Source organism: uncultured Photobacterium sp., from assembly GCF_947502415.1.
Taxonomy (GTDB): Bacteria; Pseudomonadota; Gammaproteobacteria; order Enterobacterales; family Vibrionaceae; genus Photobacterium.
This window is the reverse complement of sequence record NZ_CANMZV010000010.1, coordinates 1-25,501: the sequence shown is the minus strand read 5'-3', so window position 1 is coordinate 25,501 and position 25,501 is coordinate 1. Positions and strand designations below refer to the sequence as shown.

The 25,501-nt window shown below is 45.8% G+C and carries 21 protein-coding genes; 14 read left to right on the top strand and 7 right to left on the bottom strand.

Annotated elements, in window-relative coordinates:
- Nucleotide 1: 1 nt before the first annotated feature.
- The gene (locus tag Q0852_RS12185) at nt 2–994 is read right to left on the bottom strand and encodes a hypothetical protein (RefSeq protein ID WP_299018300.1); all 993 of its coding nucleotides are present in this window, start codon (nt 992–994) and stop codon (nt 2–4) included.
- A gap of 449 nt (nt 995–1,443) precedes the next feature.
- Here Q0852_RS12185 and Q0852_RS12180 point away from each other — a divergent pair, with 449 nt between their 5' ends.
- The 10 genes from Q0852_RS12180 to Q0852_RS12135 all read left to right on the top strand — a co-directional run bounded on the left by Q0852_RS12180 (nt 1,444) and on the right by Q0852_RS12135 (nt 15,858).
- A complete protein-coding gene (locus Q0852_RS12180) occupies nt 1,444–2,676 on the top strand; it encodes a maltose ABC transporter substrate-binding protein (protein ID WP_299018299.1) in 1,233 nt (410 codons plus the stop codon).
- Nucleotides 2,677–2,724: 48 nt separating this feature from the next.
- Nucleotides 2,725–4,011, top strand: a complete 1,287-nt coding sequence (locus tag Q0852_RS12175) for a carbohydrate ABC transporter permease (protein ID WP_299018298.1) — start codon at nt 2,725–2,727, stop codon at nt 4,009–4,011.
- A 2-nt stretch (nt 4,012–4,013) separates the two neighbouring features.
- Nucleotides 4,014–4,850, top strand: a complete 837-nt coding sequence (locus tag Q0852_RS12170; RefSeq protein WP_299018297.1) for a sugar ABC transporter permease — start codon at nt 4,014–4,016, stop codon at nt 4,848–4,850.
- Nucleotides 4,851–4,863: 13 nt separating this feature from the next.
- A complete protein-coding gene (locus tag Q0852_RS12165; protein ID WP_299018296.1) occupies nt 4,864–6,711 on the top strand; it encodes a glycoside hydrolase family 13 protein in 1,848 nt (615 codons plus the stop codon).
- 245 nt (nt 6,712–6,956) lie between these two features.
- The gene (locus Q0852_RS12160) at nt 6,957–8,819 is read left to right on the top strand and encodes an alpha-amylase family glycosyl hydrolase (RefSeq protein WP_299018295.1); all 1,863 of its coding nucleotides are present in this window, start codon (nt 6,957–6,959) and stop codon (nt 8,817–8,819) included.
- A 221-nt stretch (nt 8,820–9,040) separates the two neighbouring features.
- Nucleotides 9,041–9,841 (top strand): TrmB family transcriptional regulator, encoded by an 801-nt coding sequence (locus Q0852_RS12155; protein WP_299018294.1) that lies wholly within the window; start codon nt 9,041–9,043, stop codon nt 9,839–9,841.
- A gap of 207 nt (nt 9,842–10,048) precedes the next feature.
- A complete protein-coding gene (locus tag Q0852_RS12150; protein ID WP_299018293.1) occupies nt 10,049–11,212 on the top strand; it encodes a glutathionylspermidine synthase family protein in 1,164 nt (387 codons plus the stop codon).
- Between the two features lie 148 nt (nt 11,213–11,360).
- Nucleotides 11,361–12,794 carry a hypothetical protein gene (locus Q0852_RS12145; RefSeq protein ID WP_299018292.1) on the top strand — a complete coding sequence of 478 codons (1,434 nt, stop codon included), beginning with the start codon at nt 11,361–11,363 and terminating at the stop codon, nt 12,792–12,794.
- Nucleotides 12,795–12,973: 179 nt separating this feature from the next.
- Nucleotides 12,974–14,527, top strand: a complete 1,554-nt coding sequence (locus Q0852_RS12140) for a hypothetical protein (protein WP_299018291.1) — start codon at nt 12,974–12,976, stop codon at nt 14,525–14,527.
- A 344-nt stretch (nt 14,528–14,871) separates the two neighbouring features.
- Nucleotides 14,872–15,858, top strand: a complete 987-nt coding sequence (locus tag Q0852_RS12135) for a DUF3187 family protein (protein WP_299018290.1) — start codon at nt 14,872–14,874, stop codon at nt 15,856–15,858.
- Nucleotide 15,859: 1 nt separating this feature from the next.
- Here Q0852_RS12135 and Q0852_RS12130 read toward each other — a convergent pair whose 3' ends face one another.
- On the bottom strand, nt 15,860–16,792 hold the full coding sequence (locus Q0852_RS12130; RefSeq protein ID WP_299018493.1) for a LysR family transcriptional regulator: 933 nt from the start codon (nt 16,790–16,792) through the stop codon (nt 15,860–15,862).
- 128 nt (nt 16,793–16,920) lie between these two features.
- On the opposite strand from Q0852_RS12130, the gene Q0852_RS12125 reads away from it, so the two are divergent.
- Together Q0852_RS12125 and Q0852_RS12120 are read left to right on the top strand one after the other, a co-directional pair.
- The gene (locus Q0852_RS12125) at nt 16,921–17,964 is read left to right on the top strand and encodes an HlyD family secretion protein (RefSeq protein WP_299018289.1); all 1,044 of its coding nucleotides are present in this window, start codon (nt 16,921–16,923) and stop codon (nt 17,962–17,964) included.
- Between the two features lie 25 nt (nt 17,965–17,989).
- Nucleotides 17,990–19,549 (top strand): DHA2 family efflux MFS transporter permease subunit, encoded by a 1,560-nt coding sequence (locus Q0852_RS12120; RefSeq protein WP_299018491.1) that lies wholly within the window; start codon nt 17,990–17,992, stop codon nt 19,547–19,549.
- A gap of 51 nt (nt 19,550–19,600) precedes the next feature.
- Here Q0852_RS12120 and Q0852_RS12115 read toward each other — a convergent pair whose 3' ends face one another.
- From Q0852_RS12115 to Q0852_RS12105, 3 genes are all read right to left on the bottom strand, one after another.
- Nucleotides 19,601–19,915: an AzlD domain-containing protein gene (locus Q0852_RS12115; protein WP_299018288.1), complete on the bottom strand. Its 315-nt coding sequence runs from the start codon at nt 19,913–19,915 to the stop codon at nt 19,601–19,603.
- Complete coding sequence (locus Q0852_RS12110; RefSeq protein WP_299018287.1) at nt 19,912–20,658, bottom strand: AzlC family ABC transporter permease; 747 nt, start codon at nt 20,656–20,658, stop codon at nt 19,912–19,914. Before Q0852_RS12110 ends, Q0852_RS12115 begins: the two co-directional genes overlap by 4 nt.
- Before the next feature lie 142 nt (nt 20,659–20,800).
- On the bottom strand, nt 20,801–21,688 hold the full coding sequence (locus Q0852_RS12105; protein ID WP_299018286.1) for a DMT family transporter: 888 nt from the start codon (nt 21,686–21,688) through the stop codon (nt 20,801–20,803).
- 113 nt (nt 21,689–21,801) lie between these two features.
- Between Q0852_RS12105 and Q0852_RS12100 the strand changes: the two genes are divergently transcribed.
- Entirely contained in the window at nt 21,802–22,119 is a 318-nt protein-coding gene (locus Q0852_RS12100) for a DUF4442 domain-containing protein (protein ID WP_299018285.1), read from the top strand.
- A 74-nt stretch (nt 22,120–22,193) separates the two neighbouring features.
- Here the strand turns inward: Q0852_RS12100 and Q0852_RS12095 are convergent, their stop codons facing one another.
- Nucleotides 22,194–22,739 carry a 3'-5' exonuclease gene (locus Q0852_RS12095; RefSeq protein ID WP_299018284.1) on the bottom strand — a complete coding sequence of 182 codons (546 nt, stop codon included), beginning with the start codon at nt 22,737–22,739 and terminating at the stop codon, nt 22,194–22,196.
- 139 nt (nt 22,740–22,878) lie between these two features.
- On the opposite strand from Q0852_RS12095, the gene Q0852_RS12090 reads away from it, so the two are divergent.
- The gene (locus tag Q0852_RS12090) at nt 22,879–24,372 is read left to right on the top strand and encodes a tyrosine-type recombinase/integrase (protein ID WP_299018283.1); all 1,494 of its coding nucleotides are present in this window, start codon (nt 22,879–22,881) and stop codon (nt 24,370–24,372) included.
- A gap of 335 nt (nt 24,373–24,707) precedes the next feature.
- Here Q0852_RS12090 and Q0852_RS12085 read toward each other — a convergent pair whose 3' ends face one another.
- Nucleotides 24,708–25,187, bottom strand: a complete 480-nt coding sequence (locus Q0852_RS12085; protein WP_299018282.1) for a hypothetical protein — start codon at nt 25,185–25,187, stop codon at nt 24,708–24,710.
- Between the last annotated feature and the right edge of the window lie 314 nt (nt 25,188–25,501).

The following is a 25,501-nucleotide window of genomic DNA, read 5'->3' as shown; positions in this document are numbered from 1 at the left end:
CCTAGAAACGATATTGCGCGAATAATTTAAAATTGTCACTGTCCTTATCTGCAGTTCGAACATCATTTGCTTCGTGTTTTTCACGAGTTAATTCAACTTCAGCAGATACCCACCAGTTATCACCAACAGTTTGCTGATAACCCAGAGTGGTCTTGTTGATGTTTTCAAAATAGGTATCAGTTTTACCATTGTTATGCGAAATTTTGGTTTCTTTTTCACTAAAGCGATGTTTCACAAATACTCGCTTACCTTCACCAAAACTATAAGCTAACTCAGGTTCAATATAACGCTCTGTAAAATCTTTATTAGATTCTGTTTGCTGATCTTCATAATAAAGCTCTGCAGCAACAAAGAATTTACCTAGATTCATAAACGGCTTAAAGCTGACATGGAATAAATCTGTATCTGACTCACCCCATTGACTTTTATCTGAGTTTTTCCAACCAACAGCAACATCACTGTAGAAACCCCACTGGCCTTCATTGTTCCAGTAGCCAAGCCAGGTACCGAACTCATGCTGAGCTTCAGTTGTATTCACCTTATCATTATCAGGTGTAAGGGTATAGCCGTCTTCATACTGTAAGCTATAGCCTAAACCCGTGTTTAAACTTTCTGATAACACATAACGGTAATTAGTCGTAATTTCATATTTTGTGGTTTCAGACTTTTGATATTTACCGTTTGCTTTACTCTGTAAAGTCGTAATTTCTGTAATTTTATAATTACCGAACACATTCAAATCATTGAAGTTATAGAATCCATCAATGTAACTATTTTCTTTATGCTTTTCCTTAAAGTTACCTTTAGGATCATCTAACCAAGTATACTCAGTTTCTTTAATTTCATAAGCAACGCCAACGTGACCATTAACATTCGTTACCACATTCACAAGCTGGTCAAAAGTATTCGATGTATCAGATGGTGCGACCTCTGCGTGTGCGTAACCAGCAGCCAAAGCATTTACAATCAGTACCGACAGTAAGGACTTATTCATTCCCGTGATCCTTGATGTTTGGAATTATGTTGTTTGATAGTGGTACATGGCGTACGACTAATTCTATTGATACGAAATTAAAGATCAACCAAGACATAAGCGATTTCTTGTGATGATATTCACACTAATGTTTATTTTACGTAATTCATTAACTTGTCAGCTATAGGAAATATTCTTATTAATTATTTATTTCTTTAAGGGATATTTATGCGCCACAAAAATAAAGCTAAATTAAATTTTGAATAATGCACTATATAAATAGAGGCATGACTGCCACTCTTATAGAATTCCCCCTTATCAATAAATCAAGCCATTTTATTACACCGTTATTGATTGCAATCACACTTCAATCAATAACGTTTGATTATTACTTGACTGGTAACTAAGCAGAACTAGTATGTGCGTAGTACGTGGCGTACTACTACTTAAGAATTCAAAGGTAACAGGAAATGAAAAAGATCATCTTATCTGCACTTCTGTCATCTGGGCTAATAACAACAGCCCTACCATCCATGGCGTCACAAACCGTCCAGCCGGAAGAAGGCGCAGAGTTACAAGTTTGGGCGGATAAAGGTGCAAGCACCGACTTCATGCAATACGCTGCCAAAGAATTTAAACAGCAATACAAGGTAAATGTCGACGTTCGTTCAGTCAGCCCGCTAAACTCGATCAATCGCCTGATCCAGGATGGTTCATCAACCCGCGTTGGTGACGTTGTCGAGTTTCCTCATGACTTTCTTGGCCGAGCAGTAACATCCGGCGTCATCATGGAAAACCTGGTTAGTGGTGAACGTATCGAAAAAGACTTCATTCACAGTGCCGCCGTTGCCGCTAAAGACAGCAAAGACGTGAGCTACGGTTTCCCTCTTTCTTTCGAAACTCTTGTCCTTTTCTATAACAAAGACCTTTTGCCTCAGGCACCAACCAGTTTCGAGCAGATCATCGAATTCAGTAAAGGTTATACCAACCCGAAAGAGCACAAATATGCGCTACTTTGGGATATCCAGAACTATTATGAATCCCGCATGTTCCTGTCTATGTACAACGGCTATGAGTTCGGTAATGACGGCAAAGATGCCAATGATGTAGGTATTGCCACACTAGGTGCTGTTAAAGGTATCGAAGCCATGTTGGCGCTGCGCGAAACGACGAATACCAACTCGGAAGACATGAACCAGGTTCAGGTTCGCCGTGGTTTGTTCACCGAAGGTAAAGCGGCAGCCATCATTGACGGCCCATGGGCTGTTGAAGGCTATGTCAACTCAGGTATCAATCTGGGCGCGGTTCCTGTACCTAGCTTTAAAGGCAAAAAACCTACGACTTTTTCTTCTGTAAAAATGTTAGGCGTTTCTGCATTCTCTCAATACCCTCGTGCAGCCCAACTATTTGCTGACTTCGTTACTTCGGAAGATATGCAGCTTAAGCGCTTTGAGATGATGAAGGCTATCCCTCCTCACAAAGGTGCAATGGAAAAACTAGCCAAGACAGGCGACGACTTTACCAAAGCAATTATCGCACAGGGCTATCACGCTGACGCTATGCCTTCAATTCCTGAAATGGGTTATGTATGGCAACCAGTAACTGCGGCACTGGCCGACATCTGGAACAACAAAGCTGATGTGCAAGCTTCTCTGAAAAAAGCGGAATCGGTTATCAAACAGCAAATCGCTATGCAGCAGTAAATCTGCAGCAATAATTCGATTCGCCATCAAGAGTAAAAGAGTAGATATATGTTAATTAGCGTAGAGAAAAGAGGATCGTTCAACGTTCCTCTATCTCTCCTTGTCATGGGCGCAACCCAACTAAAAAATAACCATTATCTAAAAGGGTTATTTTATCTCAGCGCACAGTTATTATTCGTCACCTACCTGCCGGATCTGATCGCTGCGCTGCAAGGTTTAATGACCTTGGGGGACGTTGCCCAAACGCGGAGAGGCTTCGATATTATTCAGGGTGATAACTCTGTATTCATGCTGGTTGAAGGCGTAATTAGCCTGATCATGGTGCTGTTTTTCACATGGATTTACATCGCCAATGTGAAAGATGCCCTGGCTGTCAGCAAAACAGAATTACCGCTGGCTAGCCAGCTACGTAAATTCTACGACAATAACTTTGCTTTTATTGCGTTAAGCCCGGCAGCACTGGCCGCGACCTTTTTCGTTATTTTACCCATTGTTATTACCGTACTGGTTTCGTTTACTAACTATTCGGCGCCTAATCATATTCCGCCGCGTAACTTGGTTGACTGGGTTGGCTTCGGTAACTTCCTCCAGCTGTTTCAACTAAAGATCTGGTCTGAAACCTTCTTTGGCGTAGCGGTATGGACCGTTATTTGGGCATTGTCCGCGACCTTCTGCGTTTTTGTCTTCGGTTTTGTTCTTGCGTTAGCAGTTGAAAAAAAAGACATCAAATTCAAGAAGCTATGGCGTTTTGTCTTTATTTTGCCTTATGCAATTCCAGCGTTTGTCACCTTACTGGTGTTCCGTCTATTGCTCAATGGGATCGGCCCGGTCAACAACCTGCTATCTTTCTGGGGCGTTGATGCGATCCCATTCCTTACCGATCCGATAATGGCAAAATTCATGGTTATTGCCATCAGTGTATGGGTAGGTGCACCTTACTTCATGCTCTTGATCTCTGGAGCATTGACCAATATCCCAGCAGACCTCTACGAAGCCAGTGAAATTGATGGTGCAAGCAAATTCCAGCAGTTCTTTGAAATTACCCTGCCTATGGTGCTTCACCAAATCGCCCCATCACTGGTAATGACCTTTGCCCATAATTTCAACAACTTCGGTGCTATCTACCTGCTGACCAACGGCGGTCCAATTAACCCGGATTACCGCTTTGCAGGCCATACCGATATTTTGATCACCTGGATCTACAAGCTGACGTTGGACTTCCAGCAGTATCACATTGCCTCTGTGGTTTCGATCATCATCTTCCTGTTCCTGTCTGTTATCGCAATCTGGCAGTTCAGACGCATGAAATCCTTTAAAGACGATGTGGGGATGTAATTATGTTGGCTAAAAGAAAAATTAATCTAGCAAACAGCTTGGTTTACCTGTTCCTTATCGCGAATGCTGTCATTGTACTGGCCCCTATCCTATGGACCGTCATGGCTTCATTCAAACCGGGACAGAACCTGTTCAGTACCAGCTTTGGCGGATTCGGTTTTACCCTGGATCATTACAAAACCCTACTGTTCGAAACACCTTATGTTCAGTGGTACAAGAACACCCTTATCCTGTCAGTTCTGAACATGCTGATCTCCCTCGTTCTGGTAACGATGACGGCTTACACCTTCTCGCGTTACCGCTTCAAGAACAAAAAGAATGTCTTGATGGGTATTTTGGTTTTGCAAATGTTCCCGGCATTCCTGTCAATGACAGCAATTTATATCTTCCTGTCTAAGTTGAACCTGATTGACAGCTATCTGGGCCTATTACTGGTTTATGTCACAGGCTCACTGCCTTTCCTGGCATGGTTGGTTAAAGGCTATTTCGACGCCATCCCGACTTCGCTGGACGAAGCGGCAAAAATCGATGGCGCAGGCCACTTTACAATCTTCTGGGAAATTATTTTACCGCTTGCGAAGCCAATTATGGTGTTCGTTGCCTTGGTATCTTTCACCGCGCCATGGATGGATTTCATTCTACCGACCCTGATCCTCCGCAGTGAAGAAAATCAGACCCTGGCAGTCGGGATCTTCAGCTGGATCTCTTCTCAATCAAACGAGAACTACACCCTGTTTACGGCAGGCGCATTACTTGTCGCTGTACCGATCACCCTTCTTTTCATGCTGCTGCAAAAACATATTGCGAGCGGCCTGGTAAGCGGTGCAGTTAAGGAATAACAAAGGAAATACCATGATCACGAGAAGTTCGCTGATTCATACAGCAAAAAGTGCATTTAGCTACGCGAATGACAATGAAACACTGCATATTCGAATGCGCAGTGCTAAAGGTGAAGTGGGAAAAGTAACCTTGTGGATTGGCGACCCATACAAGTGGGAAGAAGGCGGCCTTGACGGTGGTAACCTCGAAGGCAGTGACGCATATGGTTGGAGCGGCGGCGAAGAAGTCGACATGGAACTCGAAGGCTCGACCGATCTTTACGATTGCTGGTTTGCAGAATATAAACCGACACGCAAGCGCACCCGCTATGGTTTTATCTTAACCAGCTTGGACGGCAGCGAGACGCTGCTGTTCGGAGAGAAAAAATGCGTTCCTTTAACCGATGATCAGCAGGAAAACAGCAAGGCTCTGAGCCACCTGAGCAACTTTTACTGTTTCCCTTACATCAACCCGGCAGATGTACTGAAAACACCCGCCTGGGTTAAAGATACCGTCTGGTACCAGATTTTCCCTGAACGTTTTGCCAATGGCCGCCCGGAAATCTCACCGGCCAACGCCGAACCTTGGGGAAGCACACCAACCAATGATAACTTTATGGGCGGCGATCTATGGGGTGTGATTGATAATCTCGATTATTTGCAGGAACTCGGCATCAACGGCCTGTATTTCTGCCCGATCTTTTTTGCCAATGCCAACCACAAGTACGACACCATCGACTACATGCAGGTTGATCCTCACTTTGGTGGCAAAGAAGCATTTAAAGCACTGGTCGATGCAGCCCACAAGCGCGGCATGAAAGTGATGCTCGATGCCGTATTTAACCATATCGGCAGCGAATCACCGCTATGGCTGGATGTGGTCGAAAACGGTGACAAATCCAAATACAAAGACTGGTTCTGGATTAAAGACTTCCCTGTTTATCCGGATAAACCGCTGGAAACCTGGGACTTCACTAACCTGAACTATGAAACATTCGGCAATGTTCATACCATGCCGAAGCTGAACACGGAAAATCCGGAATGCCGTGCCTACCTGCTCGACGTTGCCCGCTACTGGGTTGAAGAGTTTGATATTGATGGCTGGCGCCTAGATGTGGCCAATGAAGTCGATCACCAGTTCTGGCGTGATTTCCGCAAAGTCGTCAAATCGATCAAACCTGACTGCTATATCCTAGGTGAGATCTGGCACGAAGGCATGGCATGGCTACAAGGCGATCAGTATGACTCGCTGATGAACTACCCACTGACATCAGCAATCAAAGAATTTTTCGCCTTTGGCCACACTGATGCACAATCGTTCCAGTGTGATGTCAACAATTCATACCTTAACTATCCGCGTAACGTAAACGCTTCAATCTTCAACCTGCTGGAGAGCCACGACACATCGCGGATCATCAGTGAAGCAGCAGGCAGCAAAGAAAAGGCAACACTGGCCTACCTGTTCATGTTTACCCAAGTCGGCAGCCCATGTATCTACTATGGCGGCGAAATTGGTATGGAAGGCTACAAGGCGATGGGCAGCGAAGCACACCGTAAATGCATGGAGTGGGATGAATCGAAACAAGATCAGGATTTCAAAGCATTCATCCAGTCACTGATCAACCTGCGCAAGGAGTTTTCTGATTTACAGGCGCCGTCCCTTCAATGGCTGCATATCGGAGAGCAACAGAAAACACTCATCTACCAACGTGGTAACATGATAATTCTGATAAACAACGAGCCAGCAGAAAGTGCGCTGAAATTACCAGCCGAATTAGCTAATAAGTCAGTGAAGAACCTATTGACTTATAAAGACGAAGAATTTGAAAATCAGATGATACTTCCTGCTTATGGATATAAAGTTATCAAAGTCGAGAAGTAATATTTGACTTTCAGATAAAAAGTTAATAAAGCAATCAAAACAAATAACGAATGTGCTTTTGCAACATTCACAGCTTCGCAATATTTTAACAGGAGGAGAGATTAAAAAGCAGAGACCATTACATAACCAGCCATAATAAAGAAACACCCTAAAGTTTATAAACAATCTCACTGCCCCTGGATATTCTCCTGAATATCCAGGGCTTTGAAGATATATCCAAACAAACGATAGAATTAAAGGACATAATGAAAAAAACAATAATCTTACTCTCTGCTCTGATTTTCTCTCAGGCTGCTATAGCTGACTGGAATCAAGCGTATTTCAGAGGAACCGCAAACGGATGGCAAAATGAAGCCATGACCTATTTAGGTAATAATAAATGGCAAATCACAAAAACCTTCCAGAACGGTACAAATAATATTGTGCCTGGTTTTAAAATAGACCGATTCGGTGACTGGCAAGAAAGCTACCCTCAACAAAACTTCACTGTAGAACCAAACAAAACCTATATCATCAACTTCTACGATAATAGCCAGCAAGTCTTTATTCATGAGAAACCAGCACTGGAAATGCGTGACAGTACCATGTATTTCGTCTTTCTGGACCGTTTCTCCGATGGTGATTCAAGCAACAATGCCGGTCACGACAGCCGTTCTTATTCCGCTGACGGCAGCAACCTGAAGAAATACCAGGGTGGTGATATTCGTGGCCTGATCAATAAACTCGATTACCTCAAAGATATGGGTGTCGGTGCCATCTGGATTACTCCGCCGATCGACAACGTTGATGGTGCCAACCAATACGGTGATGCGGCTTACCACGGCTATTGGGGTAAAGATTTCTTCAAAGTAGATGAGCACCTGGGCACCATTGATGATTTCAAAGAGCTGGTAGCAAAAATGCACAGCGCGGAATACGACATGAAACTGGTGCTGGACTACGCACCAAACCATTCTAACCCAAATGACGAAATGGAGTTCGGAGCCCTTTACCGCAATGGCCAGTACATTACCAATTACCAAAGTGATGTTGCCGCAGGAACCAACTGGTATCACCACAATGGCGGCGTTAGCAACTGGAACGACTGGTATCAGGTCACCCATCACAACCTGTTCAACCTGACCGATTTCGATCAGAACAACCAGGCGACCTATAACTACCTGACTGACGGTGCAAAATTCTGGATTGATATGGGTGTTGATGCCATCCGCATCGACGCTATCAAGCACATGGAAAAATCCTTTATCCAGCGCTGGACAGGCGATATTTACAGCTATGCCCAGTCAAAAGGACGCGGCTTCTACTTCTTCGGTGAGTGGTTCGGCGCCAGTGCAACATCTAAAACAGGTATCGACGGTATGGCAATTGATTATGCCAATACTTCCGGCTCAGCACTGCTTGACTTCGGCCTGCGCGATACGATGGAGCAAGTACTTACAAACCGTACCGACATGTACACGCTGAACAACTACCTGAAAGAACGTGACCACGCTTTCGATGCTTCCGATTGGCAGGTAACCTTCCTGGACAACCATGACATGGCACGTATCAGTACCGCGCTACGCTCAGACAAAAACACCTTTGGTCCAAGTAATAATGAGCCCGGCGGCCGTCAAAATGCAGACTTTGCTCGTCAGCGTCTGGAGCTTGGTCTGGCGGTAATTATGACATCTCGCGGTGTACCTTGTATCTACTACGGCACCGAACAATATGCCGCCAACTTTACCGTCAACAACTTCGGTCAGGTCGGTAGCGATCCGTTCAACCGCGAAGTCATGCCTAGCTTCGACCAAAGCACACCAGCCTATGGGTTAATCAAGAAACTCAGCCAACTTCGCGCCGATAGCTTTGCAATCCAACAAGGCTTATATATCGAGCGCTGGGTTAATGAAAACGTTCTAGTATTTGAGCGTAATGCCGGTGACGACATCGTGCTTGTTGCAGTTAATATAGGCCCTGCCACCAGCGTTAATGTCCAGAACATTGGTCTGGCTAATGGTAGCTACCCGAACCTTCTAGATTCAGACTCCGTGGTTGTTGCCAATGGTAAAGCGCAAATCAACCTGCAACAAAACGAAGTGGTTGTTTTACGTACAATGAAAAAATAATTAATAGATTATAGGTGATTATTTAATATTTTGACCAGAAACCGTTGCCAATGATTAATAGGCCAGCGATATTGCTGGCCTGTTTTATTTTATTAGCCGAATTTTATAAAGCTGATAGCAATAACGTGATATTGCCCTGAATATTCTCATTCCAAAACATATAAAAGCATGAGAGAATTGTATTAATTTGTAAGTAAACGGATATTTATTTAGGGGGAACGTTGACTCAGTTAGTTGATAAATTAATGGCTTTCGGTTTTTCAAAAACAGATGCACTCGTTTATTTATGCCTGCTGCAAAACGGGCGTTCAAGTGGATATAAGATTGCCAAAGAAATATCACTGTCCCGATCGACGGTTTACTCTTCTATCGATAATTTATATAACAATGGTTATATATTTCTCTGCGATGGTCAAACAAAAGAGTATGAAGCTAAATCCCCGGATTTGATCTTCGAACAGATCGAGAAAAAGTGCATAGATAATATTCACTACCTCAAGACTGAATTAAAAAACCTGATATCTGAAGATGAAAAAGAATTTATCTTCAATGTGGCAGGTTTTGAAAACCTGAAACAAAAAGTGCGCGAAGTGCTTAACCATGCAGAGAAAGAAATCTATATCAATACTGATTTCAGCCTGCATGATTTTAAAGAGGAACTCGTCCAGGCGGTTGAACGTGGAGTACGGGTCATCGTTTTCTCCTTCAAACAGCTGGATAAACCGCATCCAAATATTGAGATCTACTCCCGTTCAGCGGACGAAGAGTCGCTATACCCGTCCAGACGCCTGATAGTAGTCGCAGACATGCACCGTTCGCTTATTTTCTCGAACTTCAATGAGTCTGTCGGGGTTTACACCAACAACCCGCTCATTAACAAGCTTGTTGCGGAACATATTCACAGCGATATTTACCTTTCGGAATATGAAAAAGGGCTGGATTGCAACCAACACGTTTTCCGTGTCAACAGCCTGCACGAACACACCAACGAGATGTATGTTATCGAGCATCAAAAAGACTAATCAAAGCCCGCCAGACAACCCGTCTGGCGGTTTCCTTCTTTTTAAGCATCCACAATACTTATTTTTCCAGCCACTATATCTTCATCAGTTTAAATTATTCTCAAAAGACTCAAAATGCTCTGATTGGATCAGATTATTGTTCAGTTTGGTATAAACCCTATAGAATGGTCATCAAACGAGTAAAAACAACGATATAAGGATAACCCTATGCTTCGAATCGAGAGCAAGGAGCGGCCTAATTGGCGAGATCTCGCAGCAGAATTCGGTTTTGGTTTCCACACTATGTATGGCGAACCCTATTGGGACGAAACCGCTTATTACCAGTTCACCCTTGATCAGATCGAGCGCGATCTGGAAGATCCTACCGAAGAGATCCACCAGATGTGCCTGGACGTTGTCGACACCGTAGTACGAGACGAATACTGGCTACGGCGTTTTCAAATCCCCAAAGCAATGTGGCAAAACGTTCTCGACTCCTGGCAACGCAAAGAACCTTCCCTCTATTCACGACTCGATTTTGCCTACGACGGTAAAGGACATGCCAAACTCTACGAGAACAACGCAGACACCCCGACGTCTTTATACGAAACCGGGTTCTGGCAATGGCTTTGGCTGGAAGATTTAGTCAACAAAGGCTCAATAAGACGAGATGCGGATCAGTTCAATATTTTACAAGAACGGCTAATGGGGCGTTTCCAGCAACTTGCCAGCCAACAACCGGGGCAAACCCTACACTTCGCCTGCTGTAAAGACACCGAAGAGGACCGCGGGACTGTACAATATCTCGAAGACTGCGCAAAAGAAGCCGGCCTTTCGACCGCTTTTGTCCATGTTGAAGATATCGGGCTTAACGGCAAAGGTGAATTTACCGATCTCAAAGATCGCCCGATCCGCTGGATGTTCAAACTCTATCCATGGGAGTTTATGTTCCGCGAGGAATACGCCCCCCAACTAGCTGGCGCTAAGGTGAACTGGCTGGAACCTATGTGGAAATCAGTGCTCAGTAATAAAGCGCTGCTACCGCTGCTATGGCAAAAATTCGAAGGCCATCCAAATCTGCTGCCCACTTATTTTCCTGACGACCCAAAACTCAGCAACCTGAAAGACTATGTGATCAAGCCAATTTTTAGCCGCGAAGGTGCCAATATCACCGTCGTCCAGAATGGCCAGCAAACCCTCCGTGTTGACGGGCCTTATGGCGATGAAGGCGTGATCTTCCAGGCCTACCATCCGCTTCCGAAATTCAATGATTACTACACTTTAATCGGCAGCTGGCTGGTAGATGACAAAGCAGGCGGTATCTCAATCAGGGAAGATTCATCCAAAGTCACCCAGGATATGTCTCGTTACCTGCCACATATCATTTTATGATGGCAAGCTTCTTTATTTAGCCGAATTCATATACTACGTTACCCAGCAGTGGCCAACTCGGCCACTGTTTTTTTTATTAGCCTCATTCCTCTTTCTTACGCGCATTACACTAATATCATCAATACCATAATCAGTTACGAGGTGTTCTATGCGCGTATTAGGATTGCTCTGCATCAGCTTTTTGATCGCATCCTGTGCCAGCCTGCCAGAGCCATCCGTTCTTTATCCGGCACAGCTACAAACTTGTGCACTTAAACTCACTAACTTCAAACAAGAAGTTCAGCAACAAGATGTGCAAGATGCCCAACTACGTTGGCTGCCCCAGTACCCTCACCTGGCTTTTGATCGCTTCAGCCTTGCTTTGCTACCAGAACTCCAATCACCTAAAGACAAAACCTTATGGCTCAACTATGTTTCCCGACAAGCCGCTATCCAGCGCAAAGTAGAATTCCAAAACCTACCTCATAAAGCCGGTATCAACTTTGACGCTCAGGAAAACTGTGCCGCACAGCTCACAGCCCACACTTTAAATGACAAACAATTTTGGGAGCAAATAACGCAATATCCACCAGAAATTCCCTCGAATTATCAAGACTGGCAACGTGTCATTGGCCTTTATCCGATTAGCCAATTATTTGCAGCCCCTGCTATCGATAAAGAGAAAACACGCATCATCAGCGATTTTATCGCTCCACAACATGACTACATTGTGAAATATGGAGTGAATGACAAGCCATCACTGAATCAAGCCACAATACAGAGGTGGTTCCACAAGGCAAACGAAAAATCAGACCTTGAATGGCCGCTATTGACCGATAGCCAAATTACCCAGTTATTAACGTATTACGCCCCAGAGTTTATGGTGGAATCGGTATCACTTGATGATAAGCCCGGCCAGGTAGAATACAGGCCTGATGGGCGAGCCGCAGTAAACATCAAGGAGCCGGCACTCTATGTCAGCCACAGCTATACCCGTTTCCATGGCAAAATATTACTTCAGCTGCAATACAGCCTCTGGTTTTCCAACCGAACAGCCAAATCGAGTCTTGACCCCTATGCCGGAAAATTCGATGGCGTTTTAGTACGGTTAACATTAGATCCTCAAGGACAACCGTATATTCTCGACAGTATCCACCACTGCGGTTGTTACCATATGGTATTTACCCTTGACCCCACTCTAAGATTTGCCCCGAAACAGGCTGGCACAGAAGCCCCTATCACCTGGTATATCTATCCAAACAAAAAGGCTAATAGTTTGCGTATTACTCTCTCCCACGGCGAACACATGCTTAAAGAGGTGCATTGGGGAAATAGCAGCCCTAAAGCTCGCTCTTTGAGCTTACTCAACTATGATCAGCTACGTAGCCTTCCACTTTCTGAGGAAAACAACAAAAGCCTGTTCGACGAGCAGGGAATGCTTTCAGCCAGCCAGCGGTTAGAACGCTTTTATCTGTGGCCATTCGGAGTGAAGTCCCCCGGAGCGATGCGACAGTCCGGCCATCATGCCACCGCCTTTATCGGTGAGCGCCACTTTGACGACGCAGCAATGCTGGAAGCATTATTTTTACCTCCAGGGAAATAGTAAAAAGCCTTACTTCTAAGTAGGTATTTCCCACGGCTCTAGCCTAGTCACAACCTCAATCCATCTATACTCATTAGTAATTTTCAATGGAATGTGCTCCATCCTGATTACGACTTAAATAACCATAATGTCATTTGGGGAGAGTTACCCAAACATATATAAATTCAGAGAGTACAACCATGAAAGCCATCCGACATACTGTTTTCACTCTGTTGCTCTTGCTACTGTGGTCTTTTCCTGCAAGCGCAACCCACTGGCATAATCCGCCATCTGAAAGGTTACCCGTTACTCAGTTAACGCCACGTACTGGTGCCATCACCTTCGAACAGGTGACCTTCTCACTTGAAATCGGAACAATCAGCAACAGTGACTGGGGACAGCTAAGAGTAAAACCAGATAAGCTAAGAAACAGAAGTGGTAAGTTACTGGGTCCCGGCTATATCAATGTTTTCACCTATCCTCGCAACCGAGGCAGACAGGCCAGCTGGGTTGTTGATAATCTTTTTGTTCCCGGCAGCCAATCCACACAAAAATCAAAAATATCACCTAACACAATCAAACATGGAACCAAGCTACCAACAGGTGAATTATCAGCCTCATCAAATCTCTCCACACCTCCATCACAACCAGAGGCTACTATCTACTTCGATCTCCGTCCCGGAATAGATGGTCAGGGCAATAAACAAAGGCTGCGGGCAACGGTACTTTTCAGCCAGCAACCACTGCCAACCATTGTTGCTATCGCTCGGTTGGTAAATCGTTTCTCCCCGCAAAACTTCTCCGTTAGCAACACGATTGTAAATGCCGAGGGGGCAGGCCATGTCGACGGGCGGATCAGCCCTGAATCATCGACAATCCCAACCTCCTTATCACTAGGGCGTCCTCCACAACCTGTCAGCCCAACACCGAGATTGCCTGACAATATACTCTTTCCTATTCAGGTTATTCAAGCTGAACAACCAAATCTTGATACCGGTCGAAACCAATGTGTACCAATGGCCCACGCCAATGCATTGCAATACCTGGAAGACAGGTACGACAACATTCCTCTTGTATGGCGATTGCCGCAATTACACATTCGGGGAATAGGTAAAATCGGCTCAGCCGGAGATGTACTGATCTGGGAACCTGTGCCTGAAAACAGCCTGGTCGCCAACATCGACAGCTACAGCCGGAGGGCCGGTGTTCTCGATCTGGACACAGGAGGCTATACCTCATTCTGTGGTTTGATCCGTGGGGCATTTGGATACCTGACTGATTCTGGCTCGCTCGCTGTCACCGAATTCCGTCATCAGGGAAGCAGTTCAGCTTTACTTGGCAGCGGAGCTGACTGTGATAACGGTACGATACTAATGGGAGATCTCACCTCATCACAAGAAGGAGCTAATCCGACCTGGGAGTGGATGTTTGATCAGCTTAGCCAAGGGCGGGCCGTCACCATCCTCTTCAGCTGGTATGACGTTGATGGAGACTGGCAAGGCGGACATAGCGTCAGAGTATACGGTGCAGCCAAATTCAATGATAAGAAATATATCTATACACTCGACGATGGCAACCAGGGCGATAACTTTAGCAACGTTACTTCTCCGCGTACTCAGCAGTGGGAGGTTGCCGATACCGGACAACCCGGACTTGACGGTGTCCCAGACGGTCGCCTCAATATGAACGGCATGAGCTGGGAAATTGACTTTGCTCTCTCCTATGAGGCCAAGCCTACATTATTCATTCCTTAGCAAACACCCCAGGCCAAGCCAATAGGCAGTAGAAGCCTGAAAATTACACCTTTCCGCTAATAGAGCCGCTTACAGCGGCTCTCTGCTGCTGATAATGACTAATAGCAATCAGCATATTCACAGTCTCTATCTTAAGAAGCAATTGCACAATTGAGCCTTTCTTCTCGCCACGCCTTCACTACACTCAAAAATTATTATCAGGGAAAATATCCGCTTTAATTCAGCTCCTGCTCTCATCTCTAATATAAAGCTGGTTCAGATAGCGGTCAGGCAAAATAGGTTATACAAAGTGCTTATCAAATCATTCATCAAAACAACAAAACATAGCAAAAAATGGCATTGTGATGAACCAATACAGAATCACTGCTTATATAACAGCATCAATAGCAGCGCTTTACTCTACCAGTTCGGCTTTGGCTGAAGGCATCTCGCGCTATGACGATTACGGTCCGTTAAAAACCTACGCTCAATCGCCCATTCAATCCAACAGCCTGACTCCGTTGATGCGAAACGGATTCAGCTACCAACCCGGAACCATCGAAGTTTATACCACTGGCACCATTGCCAGCGTATGGGCTCACACCAACGACTACAGTGCCGATTATTACCAAAATGCCCTATCGCTCGGTGGCTTGTGGCAAATCAATAATAAATGGGTTGTCGAGCTCGACTATACCTGGCGATTTACTGCCAATAACTATCTCGATAATCTGACTACAGGATTTCATGACACATTTGGTATCGGGCAGAATGGACGGGATGAAGTAGAAGATCACTCGTTTGATATATCGGTTCCCGAATACGGCGTCGAAATTCATGACTTCAACCGGGAAACCCTGAGCAGTGCCCTGAGCTTCTATACCAGCTACCAACTGTTTGAGGACGATCATCACGGCCTGTCCATCGGTGGCTCACTCTATTACAACTATGTTCCAAGCGGCCCTTTTGAAACCAGCAATTTCGAACAGGCATTGCAGCTGAACTATAGCTATCGCCATAAAAAGCATTCGTTTTACAGCATGCTGGGGGCCTCGTACCGACGAAATGATAAAGTGCTAAGCGGCATTAGCTACAACAGTGTTGCGCTTGCCGCCGGGGTCGGTTATCAATACCGGATTAGGGACAAACATCGACTTTTGCTGGAATATCATATTTACGAGGGAGCTACAAATGCAGCGTCAGATCTCTCCGAACCCTCAAATGAAATCCTGCTTGGCTATCGTTACCATTTAAAGCACAGTGCGATTGAAGTTTCGATGATCGAGAATGTCTTCAACATGGATAACAGTACCGATATTGCCTTTAGTCTTGGTTACCGCCACCGTTTCTGATTTACATTGTAAAGTCAGCGGCCTTATTCGTCTCTAGCAGCTCTGTCCGCTGTTCAAAACGGTTAATTAAATAATCAATCAATACCCGTAAACGTTTGGGTATCAATTTGCGCTGCGGATACACAAAACTTACCGGTACCATTGGCATATCCCAGTCAGGAAGCAGCTGAACTAATTGGCCACTAGCTAAATGCTCACGACATAAAAACTCAGGTAAAATTGCAATCCCCAATCCATCCAGGCAAGCCATCAAAGATGAGGTGATCGTATTAACTCTAAGTTGATATGGAAGATCAATAAACACTTCATTTTCATCCTGCATCAACTGCCAACGGGGCACTTTTACAGCTTTATTATAAATCTTTACCTGATGGTGAGGGGGCTTTAAGTCTTCCGGTGTAGTAATCTGACCGTATTGTTCTAAATACCGGGGGCTGGCAACCATAACACGCCGAGAATTATGAAAGGGACGTGCCACCATACTTGAATCCGACACATCGCCAACCTGCGCATACAAATCAATTCCCTCACCGATAATGTCAACTTCCCGGTTAGTCAGCTCCAAATGAATCGATACGTTCGGGTACAGCTTCAGAAAATCATGGATATATTGCCCCATCACCTGCTGACCAAGTTCAACCGGCATAACAACATTCAAACGCCCACGCACTAAATCCTGATTTGCCGTCACCTGAAGCTCAGCCTGACTCATGATCTCCAACATTTGTACGCATGACTGATAGAAGATTTCACCTTCGGGCGTTAACGTCAGATTACGGGTTGAACGTGTGATTAAGCGCACACCTAGATGTTGCTCCAAATCAGCCACCTTACGGCTGACCGTAGACTTCGTCATGTCCAATGATTCAGCTGCTTGGGTAAAGCTTCCACATTCAACAACTTGAGAAAAAATCGCAACGGTATTTAAGTCCATCTCAAAGCCCATTAATTAGATTCCTGCAACAGTGTTTCCCTTTTTTCCTATCCAATCAACCAATCTTTTTCAATTACACTTTGTAACACAAAAATTTCTCAGTATTTATTCCAAAGGTAAGAGGCTTCATGGCAAACAACTCCCAATCTAACAAGACAAAAGCCCCGCTGATCGCAACCGCCATCATGTTGGCATTGGGTCTTAGTGCCGGCGGATACTGGTTTAGCTACGGACAATATTTTGAATCAACAGATAATGCTTACCTTCAGGGCGATATTACTAATATCAGTTCGAAGGTATCGGGCTATATCACCGAGTCATTCGTTATCGACAACCAAGCCGTACAAGCCGGACAATTACTGGCAACAATTGATGACCGTGATTTCATTGCTGCCCGTGATAAAGCCGAAGCCAAGCTCGCTGTCAGCAAAGCGGCTATCAATAATCTAAATGCACAACACAACTTACAAAATACCGTTATTCGCCAGTCCGAAAGCCAAATCGCTTCCGCTAAAGCTGAATACGAGCGAGCACAGCAGCAAGTTACCCGCACCAGAAGCCTGCTAGAGCGCGATTACTCCTCCCAGGACGAACTTGATGATGCCGTATCTCATCAGAAAGTCACCAAGGCGCAACTCGATAAGGCCACAGCAAGCTATCAGGCCGCCAAGGATCAACTTGCGGTCATTACCAGCCAGATAGTGCAGGCTGAAGCCTCTGTGAGCGAAGCCAAGGTTCAGCTAGAGCAAGCCGACCTGAACCTTAGCTATACAAAAATCTATGCGCCGGTTGACGGTATTGTCGGCAAGCGTAGCCTCCGCGTAGGCTTGTACGTACAACCAGGTATGCCGCTGATGAGCCTGGTACCGACATCCAATGTCTGGATTGAGGCCAATTTCAAAGAAACTCAACTCGCTGATATCCACCAGGGACAGAAAGTTAAGGTAGAGCTGGATGCCTTCCCTGATAGCCCGTTGGAAGGTGTGGTGGATAGCTTCTCACCCGCAACCGGTGCGAAATTCGCACTGCTGCCACCGGAAAACGCAACTGGCAACTTCACTAAAATAGTCCAACGTGTGCCGGTCAAAATTACCATCAGTGATCCAGCTACACTAAAAGGACGCCTGATCCCTGGCCTCTCTGTTATCACAACCGTCGACACCCGAGGTTAAGACGATGAGTATGTCTGCCTCTACCATGAAGCCCTCTGCCACATCTGGCAGCAAACCAATCGCGCCAGAACAACAAGATGTCCCCCGCCGTCACTGGATTGCCCTGATTGGTGGTTTAATCGGGGCATTCATGGCAATCCTGGATATTCAGATCACCAACTCGTCACTTAAAGATATTCAGGGTGCGCTATCTGCAACGCTGGATGAGAGCTCCTGGATCTCGACCTCCTACCTGGTCGCCGAGATGATAGCTATCCCGCTTAGTGGCTGGTTATCCAGGGCTCTGGGAAAGCGTCGCTACCTCACGTGGACGACATTGATATTTGTTAGCGCATCCTTACTGTGCTCTTTTTCCTGGAACATGACCTCAATGATCATATTCCGTGCATTACAAGGATTTAGCGGTGGCGCCCTGATCCCGCTGGCATTTTCTCTGGTTGTTCAACTGCTGCCGATCCAGAAACGTGCTATCGGGATGGCAATGTTCGGGGTCACCGCTACCTTTGCCCCATCTATCGGCCCGACACTTGGAGGATGGCTCACCGAAAACCTGTCATGGCACTACATCTTCTATATCAACATTCCCCCAGCGATACTGGTGATCAGCATGATCCGCCACGGTCTGGACGATGAACCACTCAATATATCCAGCCTACTCAAGGCTGACTGGATCGGGATCATCACGATGGCGCTGGGACTTGGTTGTCTGGAAGTAGTACTGGAAGAAGGAAACCGTGAAGAATGGTTCAGCTCTGATTTTATCGTCACCCTATCGATTATCTCGGCTGTCAGCCTGGTCTATTTTGTGATCAACGAGCTACAACAAAAGCAGCCGCTGGTCAATTTGAGGCTGTTGAAAAACGGCCAGTTTGCGATGTCTTGTATTGCCTACCTGATCCTGGGAATGGCATTGCTGGGCTCGATTTACGTCCTGCCGCTCTATCTGACCCAGATCCAGCACTACAACGCGCTAGAGATCGGTGAGGTTTTGATGTGGATGGGCTTCCCGCAATTATTAATTTTCCCGCTGGTACCCAAACTTACCCGGATTATCAAACCCAAATACCTGGTCACCTTTGGCTTTATGATGTTCGGGATCAGCTGCTACGTTAATACCCATATGAGCATCAACTTTGGCGGTCAGCAGCTAATTTTCTCGATGCTGCTGCGCGCAATCGGCAGCCCATTTATTATGGTGCCGCTGTCATTGGTCGCTATGCAGGGGATCAGCAAAGCAGAGACACCGGATGCCTCGACACTAACGAATGTGATGCGCAACCTGGGCGGTGCTTTCAGTATTGCGATTATCGCAACCATGCTGGATAACAAAACACGGGAACATCTTGCCCATATCAAAACCGCCCTGCCAAGTATCAGCAGCGATGCCTGGTACCAATTAAAGCAGCAGGCTGGCTTTTTCATCCAGTCCGGTAGTGATTCCGGTACCGCAATGTTGCAGGCACAGGCATCAATAATGGGAACCATGCAGCGTGATGCGGCAATCATGGCCTATAACGACGCATTTCTGATGATGAGCGCCTTCCTGGCCGTTGCCGCCGTGATCATGCTGAGTTCGAAAAACTAAACAAACCAATGTAAAAAGCGGGTCTTTCTGACCCGCTTTCAACATCCAGAATTATCCCATCCAGTGATGGAGAACAAAGAAAAGAGCCATACTGATCACCGCAGTCAGCAATACATTCTTCGTTTTCCATGCCAGCACAGCTGCAACCACAGCAGCGATCAGGTAAGGATTGGAAATAGAAACCGATAACTCCCCTTCCGGCATAAATACAATCGGAGCCCAAATCGCTGTTAATACCGCCGGACTCGAATAGCTCAGCAATCGCTGCACCTGCGAATTAAGTCTTACCGGCAAGCGGGGTTCGAGAAACAGGTATCGGCTGATAAAAATCACAGTCGCCATTGAAAAAATTATTAACCAGATCATACCGCCTCCCCACGCTTTTCATCACCAGCCTTTTCGACATAGGTTTCAGTCAGATAGCCAAGTGCCATCGCCACCAGGCTCGCTAACATTAAACCGCCATCAAGTGCCCAGTAATGAAATAACACCGAAAGCAAAAGCGCTGAAATTACGGTAACAATCATCGACAACCGAACTATCGTCGGGATCACAATGGCAATAAAGGTCGCAGCTATCGCAAACTCTAAGCCCAGCTGATCGAGCGCCGGAATATACTTACCGGCCAGAATCCCAGTTAATGTCGCCACATTCCAGCAAAGATAAAACCAAATCCCAGCCCCAAATGCATACCAGCGTTCAAACTGCTTCGGTGAATGATGGCCACAAATAGCAAACAGTTCATCGGTTAAAAGAAAGCCCAACAATGCACGCCAGCGAAGCGGCAAACGGCTGACTTTATTGCGCATAGAAACACTGTAAAGCAGATGACGGGAAGTAATAATCAGGGTTGTCAGCAAAATGGTCCCCAAACCAGCACCGACCTTAATCATTCCCATGGCCGCCAGCTGGGCAGCTCCGGCGAAAACAATCGCGGACAGCCCCTGGCCTTCAAACGGAGTTAATCCGATATCCATCGCAAATGAGCCAGCCAATAAGCCCCAGGGGATCACTGCAATACTCAAAGGAGTAATAGCGAGCGCGCCTTGCATAAACAAGCGGCCCTTACTTAACTGATTGGTTGTTGTATGTTGTGAATCTAAGTCCATGCTTCCTCATGCATTTTTAAAGTGTTCGCTGTGTATCATTGCCTTTATCAGCTCTTCAACATATCAAAATTGCCGCGTAACACTAAACAATAAAAAGCGGCAGTCATCCGAAGACGACTGCCGCTTACATTTTTGTTCCGATTTATGCAGTAGCAAGCTGCTGCGGCATGGCTTTGGGCTTCCGCTGTGCCAGCACCACACCAGCCAACACCATTCCGCCACCAACGTAGTGATAAGCTGCCAGCTGCTCATTGAGCATCACACTGGCAATACCAGCCGTGATCACCGGCATCAGGTTCATGAACATCGCCGCACTGTCAGCACCTAAACGTTGAATTCCCTGCAACCAACACCAAGGAGCAATCACCGACGCAAAGATCGCCGCGTACATAATCAGCGGTAAAGACTCGGAAGTAACTGTCACACGCTCGCTGCTAAGCAGAAGCGGGGTTAGCATCAAGACAGCCAAAACTCCCTGAACATATACCGATTGCCAGTTACTCAGCGGCATTTGCCAGCGTTTCAGCAACACACAGTACAAGGCATAGACAAACGCAGCCAGCAGTACCAAAGCATCTCCTTCGGTAATACCTTGTGCCACAAGGATACTTATATCGCCATGGCTGAGCATTAGCACCAAACCAGATAAAGAGAGCACTGCACCGACAATCGCCAATGGCAACAGCCGTTGCCCGAGCAAAGGCACACTCAAAAACATGCTAATCAATGGCACCAGCGAGATGATCAATGCCATATTCGTTGCCGTGGTTGTCGCTGCGGCAAAATAGCCTAACGACTGGTTCAGAACCATACCAAGTAAAGCCAGGAATGCCAGCTTAGGTAGATAAGGACGGATCACCAAACGGCTGCGCCATACCGACCGCAACATGAAGGGCGTAAGCACCGACATGGCGAAAAACCAGCGGTAAAATGAAATGGCTCCCGGATCGATCACGCTACACGAGAGCTTGTTAACAATGGCGTTCCCTGCCCAAATTGAAACTGTTAATAAAGGAAATAAATAGAACATGGTCTGCCTAAAAATTGGAGTTACAGGTATTTATAAAAATCACTCTTTGATTGGGCTTTATTCTGGCAGGTCATTTTAGAAATAAATATCTCTGAAAAGACATCCTGACTCTATTGTCAGACATTTACCGATATCTCCTTACTGTCCGTATAGCCCCCTACTTCTCCACCATCAAACCGCAGTTCCTCGAACTTAAACCAGGCTATACAGAAGTCGCGATCAAAAAACGGCGAAAGGTCACAAACCACATCAATACTGTCCATGCGATAGCGATGTGTAATATGGCCGAACTGGCCGGAGGGATAATGACCGATGTCTCTGTTCCAACCAAATGCCGCTGGATCCCGGTTGGCATGACAGTCGAGGTGAAAGATACCGCAGGCAACCTGTTTTTTCGGGCTGAAATCACCATGAACGTTCGCTTTGCTTAGCGAAGCTTTTCTGTTTGAGCTTCATCAACCAATCAAAAAAGCCGCATAACGCGGCTTTTTGTAGTTCTTCGGATTTATTCTTCCGAACGAATAAACATAGTTGTGGCTAAGCGCGCCAGATTATAAGCATCATCATAGCCTGAATGCTGGCGTCCTTCCCATTCCACGCCAGCCATATCCATAGCCGCACGCTGACCACAACGCTTATTGTTCACATGGCGCTGCAAACGGAATAAGGTCGCTAAATTCAGATATTCAGTAAAAGGAACCTTGATGCCCTTCTCTTTACATTCAGCCCGCAAGATTAAATCATCACGTCCCCAGGCTGCATAGATTTTATGTCGGCCACCAAACTTCTGCTCAATCGACTTCAGGATTGCCGCAAGTGGTTTACCGTTTTTCTCTATCACTTCCGGCTTGATACCGGTAAGCTCAGTACAAAACTGAGATACTTCATCTCGTTCTGGCTTCACAAAATGCTGTGCTCGCCGCACTATCTCACCGTTCGTCAAATCAAGCTCGGCAACACCGATCTCGATAATTTCACCGGTTCTCGACTCACGACCATCATTCCAACAACACATTTCGAGGTCAAAGCAGACAATACGATTAAAATTCATTACTTTTCCGGGCACAACGCTAAAACTGGGCTGGAAGGATACCATCTAGCGCCCGGTTCGCCAAAGATCTGAAGGGTATGAGAGCGCGTTAAGTGGATGATTTCAGAGTAACTCGCTGATTCCTTAGGGAGTTACAAGCATGATGACACCCAACAAACCTGTACCCTCATATCACCACAATACATGCTCTGATTCGTATAACAATACCTCGGAGGTCAAACAAGAAGTCACACAAAAGGTCAATCACAGAGGTCACACAAATGACGCTGAAGGTACCCTGCACTTCTCAATCCTGAAGAAGGTGAACACCTTTTACCTGCGAATCCTGCACTACACAGGAAAACCAAAACGAAAGTCCGTTACTGTGTCATTAAGAACAAGCCAGCGATACCGAGCCGTGGGGAATGCTGATTACCTGAAGCAAAGGCTGGTTGATGGAATTGGGGGCTATACGGACTTTGAGGATGTCAGGACGACATCTCGGACTATCGCCCGTCATGAGCTGAGTAGTGAACGAGAACGTTATGATTGGTTCGCGACAGATAGCCGCCAGATTGTTCGTAGAGTGGTTCCTGGGTGCCGTAATGGTCACGATATAGAACTACCTCATCAGCATGCCCAGTTATTTCCAAAGACGGTAGAGCCATCAGAACGTGAACCGAAAATCACGATTACATCCCTGATTAAGCGGTTCATTGAAGATAAGATTGCTTCCCACGCTTGGAAGCCCTCTACTGAGTACTGCCGCAAAGCCTCGCTCACCACACTAGAGAAGTTCATCAAACAGCTAGGCTTGCATACTAAGCACCTGACGGACATCAAGCGCAACGACCTTATCAAGCTCAGGCAAGCGATGATTGATGACGGCTTTAAAGCATCAACCGTCAACCTGCGTATGGGTGATTTTGTATCGCTGTTCGAATTTGCGGAGATAAATGAACTTATAGACAAATCACCAGCAATTAAGCTAAAAATCCGTGAAAATTCGCCTATCAACAAGAAAGAGAAAGCTAAGTCGATACCGACGGAAAGCATTCCCGCGTTACTACAACACATTGATAACTTCGCAGTGACTCGAAAAGTACAAAAGCCCCACTCCCCTTACCTTGGCTGGATTGCCCGTATTGCAGCGATAACAGGTTGTCGGATTGCGGAGCTTACACAGTTAAGAAAGGCTGATGTAAAACAAACGGACGTTGGGAACTGGTATATCTCTATACATGAGGACTATGACGGCAACTCAGTCAAAAATTCAAACTCAATCCGTGACGTCCCGCTTGTGGATGGCGCTTACGAATTTGACCTAAAAACTTTTATAGCCGAAGTGGTTGAGACACTTGATGATGATATGGATTACCTATTCCGAACCAAAGGCAAGGCACGGAACACGCTGAGTAACTGGTTTAGCCTGGCTATGAAACACTTCAAAGGCAAACTGACCAACTCAATATCTTTCCATTCGTTCAGACACTCACTTAGTACCTTGTGTCTTAACAAAGGTATGCCGGAAGCATTCACCAAACTGGTACTTGGACATGCAGGAGGAACGATTACTTATGGGTTATACGGGGCGGCGGGGGTTAATATCGATGTTCTGTATGATGAGTTGGTAAATAAGGTATTCGTAACCTAATTGTCGTAACAACTAATGTTGGTATGGGGGGGGCCCCACCAGCCACATCCCGGCACACACGTCACCCGCTACGGTAGATAAATCAACACCTTACAGTGGATCACCTAAAGCTAGTCAAACTATGATAAAAATACAAAACAAAAATAACAGCTACACGTTAATGAACAAGATCATTCCTTCTCACATAGCTAGATGGCGCTACTTATTTAACGTGGATATATAGCTCACATATGTACCAGATATTGCCCAAATAAAATATATAAACGAGCTGTTAAAACATATAGAAAGGAACAATGTAAAAACAACTAAGTGCAATACGACATGACCTTTGTCATTCATGACAATTCTCCGTACGGTAACGGGCTCGCGTTCTCTGCCTCTGTCGCAACCTCGGCAAGAAGAAAGGCTAATGGGTTCTCTTGGCTGCCAGAAAGCTCTACCTGCTGCTTTGAGTTCCATTTATCGTGGTTTCGGCACTGCAGCCAATACTCAATGGCACGGGTATCCGGCGGAAGTTCTTCGTAGTAATCAACGACGGAGCCGTTGTTTAATACGCGCTGTTTCTTCACTGAACAACCAACAGCTCGGCTAAATAACTTAGACGCTACTTCCGCATCTGCCTTCATTTTGCCCGCACGTTTTGCCGCATCGAACTCAGGGTGCCGGATAGACCAGTTGCGGATGGTATCAACGCTTACTTCAAAGAAGTCAGCTAACTCGCGGTCGATGGCATTGAGCAGACACAGCTTATACACCTGTTCGGCGTATTCGGGTTTGTACTTGTTGTTATAGGTATTTCCCTTCGGCGCGACCATGGTTGAGCTCTTATACATTAGCGATGGCTAAATTATATCATTGGGTAAGTTAAATTAGAATTTACTAATGTATGTCGCGCGCGCGTGTGACCTGAAGTCTTAGGGTATGAAGACAGAAATAGACGGTTTGTAGGGGTTGTAGGCTTTCTGGAAGGGGGGCGTATGTATGAGAGCGACTCAAATAAAATACTAGCCCAAACTTCGACTCAAAATTACCCCACTTATGGACAGAATGTGTCCCCCCTGTGTCAGGATAGTTGTCGCCTAATTTAAATCCGTAGATTAGACAGGGGGCGGTAAGCAAAATATATGTC

Coding starts and splice junctions, on each gene's coding strand:
- Q0852_RS12185 (WP_299018300.1), bottom strand. CDS start 994: ATGAATAAGTCCTTACTGTCGGTACTGATTGTAAATGCTTTGGCTGCT.
- Q0852_RS12180 (WP_299018299.1), top strand. CDS start 1,444: ATGAAAAAGATCATCTTATCTGCACTTCTGTCATCTGGGCTAATAACA.
- Q0852_RS12175 (WP_299018298.1), top strand. CDS start 2,725: ATGTTAATTAGCGTAGAGAAAAGAGGATCGTTCAACGTTCCTCTATCT.
- Q0852_RS12170 (WP_299018297.1), top strand. CDS start 4,014: ATGTTGGCTAAAAGAAAAATTAATCTAGCAAACAGCTTGGTTTACCTG.
- Q0852_RS12165 (WP_299018296.1), top strand. CDS start 4,864: ATGATCACGAGAAGTTCGCTGATTCATACAGCAAAAAGTGCATTTAGC.
- Q0852_RS12160 (WP_299018295.1), top strand. CDS start 6,957: ATGAAAAAAACAATAATCTTACTCTCTGCTCTGATTTTCTCTCAGGCT.
- Q0852_RS12150 (WP_299018293.1), top strand. CDS start 10,049: ATGCTTCGAATCGAGAGCAAGGAGCGGCCTAATTGGCGAGATCTCGCA.
- Q0852_RS12145 (WP_299018292.1), top strand. CDS start 11,361: ATGCGCGTATTAGGATTGCTCTGCATCAGCTTTTTGATCGCATCCTGT.
- Q0852_RS12140 (WP_299018291.1), top strand. CDS start 12,974: ATGAAAGCCATCCGACATACTGTTTTCACTCTGTTGCTCTTGCTACTG.
- Q0852_RS12135 (WP_299018290.1), top strand. CDS start 14,872: ATGAACCAATACAGAATCACTGCTTATATAACAGCATCAATAGCAGCG.
- Q0852_RS12130 (WP_299018493.1), bottom strand. CDS start 16,792: ATGGACTTAAATACCGTTGCGATTTTTTCTCAAGTTGTTGAATGTGGA.
- Q0852_RS12125 (WP_299018289.1), top strand. CDS start 16,921: ATGGCAAACAACTCCCAATCTAACAAGACAAAAGCCCCGCTGATCGCA.
- Q0852_RS12120 (WP_299018491.1), top strand. CDS start 17,990: ATGAAGCCCTCTGCCACATCTGGCAGCAAACCAATCGCGCCAGAACAA.
- Q0852_RS12115 (WP_299018288.1), bottom strand. CDS start 19,915: ATGATCTGGTTAATAATTTTTTCAATGGCGACTGTGATTTTTATCAGC.
- Q0852_RS12110 (WP_299018287.1), bottom strand. CDS start 20,658: ATGGACTTAGATTCACAACATACAACAACCAATCAGTTAAGTAAGGGC.
- Q0852_RS12105 (WP_299018286.1), bottom strand. CDS start 21,688: ATGTTCTATTTATTTCCTTTATTAACAGTTTCAATTTGGGCAGGGAAC.
- Q0852_RS12095 (WP_299018284.1), bottom strand. CDS start 22,739: ATGAATTTTAATCGTATTGTCTGCTTTGACCTCGAAATGTGTTGTTGG.
- Q0852_RS12090 (WP_299018283.1), top strand. CDS start 22,879: ATGATGACACCCAACAAACCTGTACCCTCATATCACCACAATACATGC.
- Q0852_RS12085 (WP_299018282.1), bottom strand. CDS start 25,187: ATGGTCGCGCCGAAGGGAAATACCTATAACAACAAGTACAAACCCGAA.